Raw genomic sequence first — 11,269 nt, forward strand, 5'->3', positions numbered from 1 at the left:
GAAAAAACGCATCAGGGCAATGCGCAGGATGTTTGTCGAGCTAGCCAGAAAGGCGTAACCCGACATCAAAACATCAGCAAAGAAACTGCTGTACGTCGAGCAAGCCAAACGGCCAAGCCAGCTCCTGCCCTTCGCGCATCAATACCGGGATTCGCTCACCATACTGTTCGATCAAGGTGTCATCTTCAGCGATATCTACCAGCGTAATTTCCAGATCCGGCCTGACCATGGCCACCAGCTCCCTGGCCTGATCACAAAGGTGGCACCCCAAGGTGGTATACAACAGCACCGTCATGCATCCTCCACATGACGAATGGCATAGCAATAATGGATTTTTTCATTGCGGCGGAAATCCTCCGGGATACTCCAACGTGAGATATCCTCTACCGCGTACCACTTGCTGATGCTTTCATCCATTTGGAAGCGACGGTAATTACAGGAGAAATACAGCACCCCACCCGGTTCCAAGCAGCGCATAATCTTGCGAATCAAATCACCGTGATGCTCTTCCACCACAAAGTCACTCCGTGACTTATTATTGGAAAAAGTGGGCGGATCGCAGAACACCAGATCAAACTGCTCCTTACACTCATCCAGCCAACGCATGGTGTCGGCCCGAGCCAATTCATGCTGATCGGTGGAGAAACCGTTAGCGGCCAGGTTGCAGGCTGCCCAATCCAGATACCGCTTGGAGGAATCCACCGTAACGGTGCGCTTTGCGCCACCCACAGCAGCATGCACCGTGGCAGACCCCGTGTACGCAAACAGGTTAAGGAAGCGCTTACCACTGGCCTCTTCAGCGATACGCAAACGCGTGGGCCGGTGATCGAGAAATAGCCCGGTATCCAAGTAATCCTGCAAATTAATCAACAACTGCGATTGCCCTTCACGCACAACCCGGTATTGTCCCTGAGCATCCAGCTTTTGATATTGCTGATTCCCCTTCTGCTTTTCACGGGTGCGCAGGTGCACCTGCTCACGGTGAACACCTAAGGCCGCTCTCACCGCTGTCACCGCCCAATCACGGCGCTCTTTCGCTTTTTCCGGATCAATGGTTTTAGGTGCCTTGAACTCCTGCACCAACACCTGATCCGCATAGATATCCACGGCCACATTGAATTCTGGCAAATCGCGGTCATACAGCCGGTAGCACTGAATGTCCTCCCGCTCCAGCCAACGGCGCAGGTGTTTGCCATTTTTGCGCAGCCGATTTAATAAGGGTTGGGCGCCCTCGGGTACGTTGAACGCACTATCATCAGCCACTTTCACCACATTGGCTGGCGTCTGCTTACGGGGCGAATAAAGACGGATAAAGTTATTGAACGGGCCATTTTTCAGGCGCCATTGCTGTTCCAAATTCATCCCAGAGCGGTCCATGACTTCCGCATCCGCACCCAGCAACAATGCCTGGTAGCCCGGCGCTCGAACCGACAAAATACGACCCAGCGCATAATGTAGCCAGCCCGCTTGTGGTTTTTCCTCCAGGCGCTCACCCCAAGGCGGGTTACCCACCACAATACCGTTATCAACAAAATCTCGACGCCGCAGAGCACCCAGTTCCCGGCGCTCAAAATGAATTGCGTTACGCACTCCGGCGCGCTCTGCGTTCTGCAAAGCCAATTGCAATGTGCTCGCTTCAGAATCAAACCCTTTCAGCGATACGGCTGGCACTGGGCGCTTACCACTCTCACCTGCTTCCTTCTGGGCATCCAACCACAACTGGCGCCGACAACCACGCCACTGCTGAAAGCCATAGTGCTGACGCTGGGCACCTGCGGCGCGGCCTGCTGCTATCAGCGCCGCTTCAATCACCAGGGTACCACTACCGCAAAACGGATCGATCAGCGCGGAATGGCGACCTTCCTTGCCCCACCCTACAGCCCATAACATGGCTGCAGCCAAGGTTTCGCGTAGCGGCGCACGACCGCCTGCGAGGCGATATCCACGGCGATGCAAAGGCTCGCCGGCCAGATCCAACCACAGATGTGCCTCATTCAAATCCAGCCGGGCACGAATACAGCAACTGCCTTTCGGCTCACGGGAGATGGCAAACTGCTCCGGTAATGCATGAATAAACCGTTTGGCACTGATCCGATTATCACCACGCACTTCAGCGCCGTGCTCAATATGCAGATGTACCGGTGCATTGTTCCCCACCAAAGATAGCCAATCCTGGCTAGCCGCCAACTTTTCCGGTGCAATATCCGGTGTCACACCCAACGTGGCCAGATGCAGCAGCACCCGCTCGGACAAACGGGACCAGAGGCACACCTTCAGAGCATCCGCCACGCCCCCGGAGAAACTGACATGCGCACGCCCGGTTTCTGTTACGGATATGCCCAGTGAGCCTAGTTCGTCGCTGAGCAGATCTGCCAGACCTGGCATGCAGGTGGCCACAAATTCCATTATCCAATCCTCTAAAATGACTAATTTATGTGCAAAACAAAAAATAAACCATTATTTTTCAATGCATTACATAAACTGTCATCAAACTGTCCTTTATACGCCATATGCTTAAACAGCAGTGGCCATATTGCTACATGGTATTCGACACTACTTTACCGGTTTCCCATACTGAATGTGTCGGCCCCATACTTGGCTACAGTCTCAGCCGGGGGTCATATTTCGATTCCGCTATCGGTGAAAGGGAAAGCGTTTATGAAGCGACAAAAACGTAATAAAGACGACCGCGCTTACAACCGGGGATATAACGCCGGCCTGGATGGAAAATCTCGCGAAGACTGCCCGTTTGGCACTCTCCAGGCTCGCACCAACTGGATGGGAGGATGGCGCGAAGGTCGCACTGACTTTGCTCACGGTATGCTCGGGGTTGCCAGCATTCAGAATCTAAAAAATATCGGTTAGTTCCTTCCATTTTCACAACACCGGCGCATTCAGCGCCGGCCCGCAGGGCCCCACCCGGGCCCTTTTTAATATCAACTCAAACTCAGATGCTCTTCGGCCAGGCGCGAGCAATATCGCCGATTAAACCGGGCCCCTGATAAATCAGACCGCTGTAAATCTGTACCAAGTCAGCACCTTGGCGCTGCTTTTCCAACGCATCGCCCGCGCTATTAATGCCGCCTACACCGATAATCGGAATGCGGCCATTGAGCGTATTGCGCATAACTGCCAGCGCCCGGTTGGCGATGGGGGTTAGCGGTGTACCACTGAGGCCACCTTGCTCCCCACCATTTTTCAGGTTCTGCACACCATCACGGGAAAGTGTGGTGTTACCAACACAAACCCCATCGATTCCATGCTGTAAGAAGGCTTCAGCCATGCTCTGCAGCTCTTCTTCACTGTTGTCCGGGGCAATTTTGATGACCAGAGGCACTCGACGACGCTGCTCTTGATCCAAGCGTGTCTGGGCTTCTCGCAGCGTGTCCAACAACTCATCCAGTGCCGCGCCATGTTGCAAGGTTCGCAGTCCGGGCGTGTTCGGAGAGGAGACATTCACCACCAGATAGCTGGCATAGGCATGCACTTTCTGCTGGCAAATCAGGTAGTCCTGCACGGCATCTTCAACCGGGGTGTCCTTGTTCTTGCCGATATTGATGCCTAATACGCCCTTGTAGCGGCTGCGTTTGACTGCAGCCACTAGGTAATCTACACCCAGATTGTTGAACCCCATGCGGTTAATCAGCGCTTGGGCCTCCGGCAGCCGGAACAAACGAGGCTGTGGGTTACCCGATTGCGGCCGCGGCGTTACAGTACCGACTTCAATAAAGCCAAACCCCAGATCCGCCAAGCCATCGATGCAGTCACCATTTTTGTCCAGGCCAGCCGCTAAGCCCACTGGATTAGGGAATTCGATCCCCATTACTGTCTTAGGCACCGCCGGTACCGTACCGGGCCATAGCTTGCCTGCACGCTTGCGCAGCAGCGCCAGAGTCAACTCATGGGAATGCTCTTCTGATAGAGAGAACAATAAAGGTCGTGCCAAGGAGTACAGCATGAAAGAGCCCGATCGGTAGTAATCGCCGGCATTATAGCCAAGGGCATCGGGGACTTCGATGTTTTGTGTCGAACAGTAGGAAGAACAGTGAACCAATTGAGCACCCAGCCTACGTCCACAGTCTCAATTGTTGAACAGGAGACATGCTACGGGCGCTCTAGCAGCCGCAAAACGGCATAAAAAAACCCGGCAGAGCCGGGCTAAACACAACCAACGAATCAGCGCGCTGGTTAACTACGAAGGTTCACGCGGACTGAATCAGGCTTGAGCAGGAAACGAGCCAGAGCAGGCAGAAGCCACAGAGCGCCAATCATGTTCCACAGGAACATAAAGGTCAGCAAGATGCCCATGTCCGCCTGGAATTTAATGGAACTAAACCCCCAGAAAATCACCCCCACCGCCAAAGTGATCCCAGTAAAGGCCACCGCTTTACCAGTAGTTTTCAACGTTTGCTTGTAGGCCTCCTCCAAATTCATACCCCGCTTCAGGTACTCGGATAACTTGCTGTAGATATAAATACCGTAATCCACACCGATACCCACACCTAGAGCAATCACCGGAAGCGTCGCCACTTTCACACCTATCCCTAGATACGCCATCAACGCCTGGCAAAGAATCGAGGTCAACCCAAGCGGCACGATGATACAAATCACCGCCCGAAAAGAGCGGAAAGCAATCAGAATCAACACAGACACCACCGCATACACCAGCGCCAACATGGGGTACTGGCTAGCGGCAATGGTCTGGTTTGTGGCAGCCTCCACACCTGCGTTGCCGGAAGCCAGCTTCAACTCCAACACATCCGGGTTGTTACGGATCTGGGAAAAATCAGCCACCGCACGGGTAACACGTTCTAGGGTTTCCGCCTTGTGGTCATCGAGGAACACGAAAATCGGCGTCAGCGAACAGTCCAAGTTGTATAAGCGATCAGGCATGAAGCTCATCACGTTATTCAACGCATACTGGTCTCGAGAAATGGTCGCCCACTTCATGGAGCCTTCATTCATGTTGGTGGATATCTGTTTCGTAGCAGACGCAATCGTGGCCACATCCTGCACCCCTTCTACATTACGCAGGTTCCACGCTAGATCATCCACCGTCTGCATAGCTTGGTAGGTGTTGCAGGATTCCACTGGTGTCTTGCCCATAACCACCAAAACGTCGGCGCTCACTGAATAATTCGATACCAGGAAGTTCACATCGTGGTTATAGCGGTAACGAGGCTTGGGCTCATAGCCACGCGGACATTCCATATCTTCACATGGGTCCGGCCACAGCTCGGGGGCCCCCTTGTCCAAGTCACCGATTTTCAGGTCTTGGCTCATATAGATACCCACTCCGTAACCGGCCACGGCCACGGCAATGGACAGAGCAGCCAAAGGCGTACGCGTGAAGCGGGCAAACAGGCCAGCCAACGGGTGATCTTTCTTCTCTCCTGCCTGAATCTTTCGAATGGACGCATCACTTACGCCCAGGTAGGACAGCACCAACGGCACGATCACCAAGTTGGAAATAATAATCACGGCCACGCCGATACTGGCCGCCATGGCCAGCTCACGAATCACACCCACATCAATCATGTAGAGCGTGAGGAAACCAATGGCATCCGACACCAATGCCACCATGCCCGGCACACACAATGCCCGGAAAGTGGAACGGGCGGCTTCCAGGGAACTGAGCCCTTGCGCTGCGTAGTTAGCCAGGGTATTCACAATCTGGACACCATGAGAAACCGCAATGGCAAAGACGAGGAACGGCACCAGCATGGAGTACGGATCGATGGTAAAACCCAGACTACTCACAATCCCGAGCTGCCAGATTACCGCCACAAAGGAACAAACAGTAACGGTCAGGGCACTGCGCAGGCAGCGAGTATCAATTAGCAGCAGTAGCGCAATTAGCGCCAGGGTGAAGAAGAAGAACATGGCCACTTCTTCCGCCGCGGCCATCACATCACCGGCTTTTTTGGCCAACCCGACAATGTGAATGCGGACGTTAGGGTATTTCTCTTGATACTGACTGCGAATCTCTTCAAGACGGGTAGAGAGAGCCGGAATATCAACCCCATCCTCCCCCAGAGCATCCAGCAAATAAGCATGCACAACACTAGACTGGAAATTATCAGCGACCAGACGGCCTACTTGACCGGAGCGCAAAACATTGGTGCGCAACTGCTCCAGTGAGTCCTGGGAGCCATCGTAACCGGCGGGAATCACCTCACCGCCTTGAAAGCCTTGCTCCGTAACTTCATTCCAGCGCACATTGCTGGTCCACAATGAACGGATCTTGCTGGGATCCACCCCCTCCAATGCGAACACTTCATCGGTGATTTCTTTCAACGCTTTAACGTAATCGTCGTTGAAAATGTCTTCACTCTGGGTTTCAGCAACAATTACCCGGACATCATTGCCCAGGCTCAAGTCGTTCTGATGCTCCAGGTAATTCTGGATATACGGATGATCCAGCGGGATCAACTTGCGAATATCGGTGTTCAGTTCGATCTTACTGGCTTGGAAACCCAACAGCACTGTGGCTGCAATAAAAGCCAGGAGAATTAGGGGCCGAAAAGCAAACAGCCCACTGGCAATACTTCTTGAAATGCGACCAGACATGCTGTGCCCCTTATTTAACGTCTTCGATCACACGCAGCCCACCCTGCCCGGCGACAAGAATGCCGCCCGCATCACGGGGAAGAACAGCGGAGATTGAACGGCGGCCCGGCAGGTACCGTAGGGAAAAGGATTGACCACCATCGCGACTGGTAAGGATGCCGCCAGCATTTGTGACCAGCACCACCGTGCCATCCGCCAGTACGGTGCCATCGTTGATACCACGGGTCAGCTTTGAGGGAATTTTCACCCAGCTGCGCCCCCGATTAGCCGTCAACCACACATTGCCCTGCAAGCCATATGTCAGGACGTTGTTATCAGAAATCGGGGTTACACCGAACAGGGTGCCGCCATAGGGGCTATCTAGCTTTTTCCAACGGATGCCTTTGTCGGCGGAATGGAACATGAGACCTTTTTCGCCTACAACGTAACGGTCATTGCCCCCTTTCACGGCGGTATAATCGTACAGGTGCCAACCCTCACGATTGTCCAAGCTGTCCAGGGCTTTATCCCAGGTTGCTCCGCCATCGCTGGTTTTCAGGAAATAACCATAGCCCCCTACGGCGACTGCACTCTCACGGCTGTCGCAAAACACATCCAGCAACGGCGCACCAGATGTATCCACTGGTGCCATGACTCTATCGCTACCATCATAAAGATCACCACCGTCATCCCCGTAAGCATTATCGCTGTAGGGATCACCATAGAGATCATCCATGGAGTAATCGTCCCGTTTTTCTTCCGCGAGCCCTACATCGCCGTCGCCCCCCAAAGGATCACTGTACTGAACGGTCCAGGATTCTCCGCCATCACTGCTGGCTAATACCAACGCATCATGGCCAACAGCCCAACCGTGGCGAGCATCGGCAAAACAAACGGAGGTGAGCAGCACTTCAGACGGTGTGATCGCCTGCGTCCAATGATCACCTTGATCATCGGAATACAGAATTTTGCCTCGGTCCCCCACAGCAACGATCCGGTTATCCGCATAGGCGATATCCAAATAGCTGTTTGCCGTAACCAGAGGCCCATTATTGGAAACGAAATCTGCCTGCGAAGGTGCAGACAGCACGGCTGACAAGGCCATTAACACTGTTTTTTTCATTCTTTTTTGCTCTTCCCAAAGGCCCTGCTTCACGGCCAAGCAAAACCAACCGGGTGCCATAAGCACTCCGGTCGCCTTGGCTTTCCGGCTTCATTAAACCGGCATTTTTTTATAATTAACGACCGCGTCGGCGTAGCGCTGCTGGGTGGAAATAACGGTCGCCGGGTACTGGCTGACTATAATCCAGGATAGAGGACTCCTCGTTATCCAAGAACTGCACGTGGTAACGCTGGGCGCGCAGATCGTGGAACGTATCCAGTGCGGTCCACTGGCTTGGTACTTCGTAGTAATTCTTAATATAGGCTAAGCTGACCCGCCACAACTCACCACGACGGTCGTACTGGTCGATGGCGGCGATCTGCCAGGAGTCCGCATCAATGTAGAAACGGCGTTTGGCGTAGATATGCCGCTCACCCTCTTTCAGGTTGGCTTCCACCACCCAAACGCGATGCAACTCCCAACGCTGGTAATCCGAATTCACATGCCCCTTTTGCAGTAGGGTCTCATATTTCACATTCGGATCATCCAGTTTGTAGTTGTTATACGGGATGAACATTTCCACCGGTTTATCGCTGACTAGCGTCCAGTTGTACTTGTCAGGTGCACCGTTATACATATCGGTGTCATCGGCAGTACGCAGGCCATCCGCTGCAGCAATCGGAGTATCGTATGCTAGGTTAGGCGCACGACGAACACGACGCTGACCTGCGTTATACCCCCAGGCTTGGCGCGGCATTTGTTTCTGGTCCAGCATTTCGTGTACCAGTACGGCACCACCGGCCAGACGGGCCGGGGCCTTAGTAAAGGACAGGTAATAGAAAATGATATTGTCCAGGCTTTCAAAATTGTACTTCGGGTCATAGTAACGGAAGTACACTTCCTGCTGAGAGGTAATCAGCGAGTAAGCACCGCTACGCTGCACCGCTACTTCCGAAGCACGGCGAACCACGTACAAACCGCGCCAGCGCAAAATATGGTTCCAGACAGCCTGCTTGGCTTTTTGCTCATTAGTACCACTGAGAATCGGGAACGGAATGCCACCGAAAGCATTATCCACGCCGGTTTCACCCAGCTTGGCCTTAATGGCATTATTCTTAGTGTTGTCGTATACCCATTGTGGCGCTGAGGTGGAGCGGCGGCTCGGATAGACGTTCATTTTAAACGTATCCGGGTAAGTCTTCAGCATCGCCTGCACGCCGTCAGGCACTTTGTCCGCATACTGGGACACGTTCTGAGCGGTGATCGTGAAAGCAATTTTGTCAGCGGTGTACGGATCTGGGTGATGTTGGCCCGGACGGGTATAGGTCTTGGGAATATCTTTGCGTTGGATGCCGCCGGTGTAATCCGGAATGCCCAGCCCGGTTGAAATGGTTTTGCCGTTACCTTTGACCTGTGCACCGAAAGGCGTCAGCGATTTACCCAATTTCGCCGCCTCTTGGCTAGATACGCCAGCGTGCACATTGGCCGTCACACTCAAGGACAGAGCCAAAGCACCGCCCATTGCGGTCAGTTTCTTCAACATGATTGCTCTCCGTTAACAACAGGCCGGCACTCCGACCTGGAACATATTAGAAAGAGTACTTAACAGAAACGGACGCGTTGTTCCGGTCGGCCAGTTTGTTGGAGTATTTGGCGCCCCAGAACGTGGTAGCAGACATGGCCACTTCTAGGTTATTCAAGTACAGAAAACTCACCCCCAGTGTCGCAGCCTTACGGTCTTCCATAAAGTTGCCGCCAATCGGAGAGTTACCATTTACATCATGAGCAAAACGCACACTCGGGCTCATGGAAACACCAGCAAAGACATTGCTGTAATCCGCTTTCAGCACCGCACGGTAGCCCCAGGAGGTGGGGTCCATGTAATACCTGTTCGGGTCATCAGGGCTGAGAATTTGCGCTTCAGAATCTAGAATTGCCGCCGTAGAGTTGTATTCCAGGTCAGGATTTTCAAGCCCTTCAATGTGTTCGACGCCCAATTCCAGCAATGCAATCAGGCCATCAGCGCCAAACGTCGGGCCGAAATTGAAGATACTGACTAAAGAACCGTTGTAACTTTCTACCTCATCGTAGAAATAGTAGAGATGGCCATCTTGTACTAACGTGTCCGCAGACAAGCAGGAGCCCCCCATTTCCGCGCGAACACAATGCCCTGTCAAATCACCGATAGCCACATCCTGACCCTGCAAAGCGGATTGACCCGCAACACCAGCAAGAGCAGATATCAGGTTATCACCCCCTTCGTTAATAATGGCACGTTTAGGCCTATACGCCAGCTCCCCAGCAAGTGACATATTACCGACACTGGTATTAAAACTTGCGCCGAACATGTCTTGGTCTTCTACATAGGCCATCTGATACTCAGCGGTATCAATGGTTCTAGCCATTTCTGTAACGCCACCACCCTTGCCGTTTTCGAGGTTATTCAGGCTAGAACCAACGACGGGGGTACGAGCATGGGTTCGCGTATAATAAAGCGCAAACTCAGTACCGTTTAGCCCTTCTGCGAAGTAACGGTACGCCAAACCAAACTGACCACTATCGCTAGCCTCTTTATCGCGAATTCGATTTACTGTTACCTGAGTCGCTTCATACTGATAATCAGAACCGTAATTAGACGCGGTATAATTCGCAAAACCAGGCTCAAGGAGCCCCGGCGAAGGAATTGCACCCGCCTGAACAGCGCTCAGCGCAACAACTCGACCATCGACGATGACATTGTCTGCCCCTTTACCTGGGAAGCCATCATGGGTAGAGAAGTAAGTACCCGAGGGCGCATCCTCAGAGTTTTTCCATTCAAACTGGTAAAAAGCTTCCACGGTTGCATTAAAGGTCAGGCCATAAGAGAAGTAGACGCTATCCAGCGGCAGCAAGGCTTCCTTGATTTCGGAGCCCGGCAGGCGCAAGGCATTCAAATCAAAGTAGTTCGCCGTATTCACCCCATTCTGCATAAACAAGGCTTCACCCCAGTTGATCACCTGCTGCCCAAGGCGAACATTCAATGGGCGCTCGAACATATCGACGTTCCCCCACACATACGCATCTAAAAGACGAGCACGCTGGCCGGCGTATCGTTCAGCGTCACCGCTGAAATCATCACCGGTGCCATTATTCGCGTAATCAGAATACGTGGCGTAACGGGTAAAACCCATGGCGCCAGGGTAGCCAGCAGCCTTAATCAACTGCCCACCATCATGCCCACCGCCCATGATCACCTGATCATAAAATGCGGTGCCGCGGAGAAACATGCCATATTTCCCCTTCCAGCTCAGATCCAGCTCTGGGGTAATTTTGTACACCAACGACGCCAAACCGGTATCGTAATTGTTGTTGGCATCGTTCTTATTGATTTGGGACCCATAACCTTTCGTAGCCATATCGACCACGTCACCGGTGGCCGCCAACATAGAATCCTGGCTCTCGGTTCGAAACAGGGCACCCACAGACAAGGTTGTATCCAGCCGGCCCGACCAGTCCGGGTTCTCGAAATCTAGTTGAACCGCTGAAGCGGGGAGGGAAAGCCCGGTAAGGGCGGTGATACTGGCAACAGCCATCGCCAGCCTGCTTCTACACAGGTGATTATTATTCATGTAGTTCTCC

At 53.1% G+C, this 11,269-nt stretch carries 8 protein-coding genes; 1 reads left to right on the top strand and 7 read right to left on the bottom strand.

Going from position 1 to position 11,269, the window contains the following annotated elements; genetic code table 11:
* Positions 1-73: 73 nt before the first annotated feature.
* Complete coding sequence (locus Y017_RS01905) at positions 74-295, bottom strand: glutaredoxin family protein (RefSeq protein ID WP_035458486.1); 222 nt, start codon at positions 293-295, stop codon at positions 74-76.
* Entirely contained in the window at positions 292-2,406 is a 2,115-nt protein-coding gene (gene rlmKL, locus Y017_RS01910; protein WP_035458489.1) for a bifunctional 23S rRNA (guanine(2069)-N(7))-methyltransferase RlmK/23S rRNA (guanine(2445)-N(2))-methyltransferase RlmL, read from the bottom strand. Before rlmKL ends, Y017_RS01905 begins: the two co-directional genes overlap by 4 nt.
* 252 nt (positions 2,407-2,658) lie before the next feature.
* Between rlmKL and rmf the strand changes: the two genes are divergently transcribed.
* On the top strand, positions 2,659-2,865 hold the full coding sequence (gene rmf, locus Y017_RS01915) for a ribosome modulation factor (protein ID WP_035458491.1): 207 nt from the start codon (positions 2,659-2,661) through the stop codon (positions 2,863-2,865).
* Positions 2,866-2,947: 82 nt separating this feature from the next.
* Here the strand turns inward: rmf and Y017_RS01920 are convergent, their stop codons facing one another.
* The 5 genes from Y017_RS01920 to Y017_RS01940 form a co-directional block, all read right to left on the bottom strand.
* Complete coding sequence (locus Y017_RS01920) at positions 2,948-3,958, bottom strand: quinone-dependent dihydroorotate dehydrogenase (protein WP_035458494.1); 1,011 nt, start codon at positions 3,956-3,958, stop codon at positions 2,948-2,950.
* Between the two features lie 230 nt (positions 3,959-4,188).
* Positions 4,189-6,570, bottom strand: coding sequence for an RND family transporter (locus Y017_RS01925; protein WP_011588286.1), 2,382 nt, complete (start codon positions 6,568-6,570; stop codon positions 4,189-4,191).
* Positions 6,571-6,580: 10 nt separating this feature from the next.
* Positions 6,581-7,672: a YCF48-related protein gene (locus tag Y017_RS01930; RefSeq protein ID WP_035458753.1), complete on the bottom strand. Its 1,092-nt coding sequence runs from the start codon at positions 7,670-7,672 to the stop codon at positions 6,581-6,583.
* A gap of 115 nt (positions 7,673-7,787) precedes the next feature.
* On the bottom strand, positions 7,788-9,194 hold the full coding sequence (locus tag Y017_RS01935; RefSeq protein ID WP_011588284.1) for a DUF1329 domain-containing protein: 1,407 nt from the start codon (positions 9,192-9,194) through the stop codon (positions 7,788-7,790).
* Positions 9,195-9,240: 46 nt separating this feature from the next.
* A complete protein-coding gene (locus Y017_RS01940) occupies positions 9,241-11,259 on the bottom strand; it encodes a DUF1302 domain-containing protein (protein ID WP_035458497.1) in 2,019 nt (672 codons plus the stop codon).
* Positions 11,260-11,269: the final 10 nt, after the last annotated feature.

The sequence above is a fragment of the Alcanivorax sp. 97CO-5 genome, from assembly GCF_000524665.1.
Lineage (GTDB): Bacteria > Pseudomonadota > Gammaproteobacteria > Pseudomonadales > Alcanivoracaceae > Alcanivorax > Alcanivorax borkumensis.

Excerpts from the sequence above, each read along its gene's own strand:
- rlmKL (WP_035458489.1), bottom strand. The coding sequence starts at position 2,406 with ATGGAATTTGTGGCCACCTGCATGCCAGGTCTGGCAGATCTGCTCAGC.
- Y017_RS01920 (WP_035458494.1), bottom strand. The coding sequence starts at position 3,958 with ATGCTGTACTCCTTGGCACGACCTTTATTGTTCTCTCTATCAGAAGAG.
- rmf (WP_035458491.1), top strand. The coding sequence starts at position 2,659 with ATGAAGCGACAAAAACGTAATAAAGACGACCGCGCTTACAACCGGGGA.
- Y017_RS01930 (WP_035458753.1), bottom strand. The coding sequence starts at position 7,672 with ATGAAAAAAACAGTGTTAATGGCCTTGTCAGCCGTGCTGTCTGCACCT.
- Y017_RS01935 (WP_011588284.1), bottom strand. The coding sequence starts at position 9,194 with ATGTTGAAGAAACTGACCGCAATGGGCGGTGCTTTGGCTCTGTCCTTG.
- Y017_RS01925 (WP_011588286.1), bottom strand. The coding sequence starts at position 6,570 with ATGTCTGGTCGCATTTCAAGAAGTATTGCCAGTGGGCTGTTTGCTTTT.
- Y017_RS01940 (WP_035458497.1), bottom strand. The coding sequence starts at position 11,259 with ATGAATAATAATCACCTGTGTAGAAGCAGGCTGGCGATGGCTGTTGCC.
- Y017_RS01905 (WP_035458486.1), bottom strand. The coding sequence starts at position 295 with ATGACGGTGCTGTTGTATACCACCTTGGGGTGCCACCTTTGTGATCAG.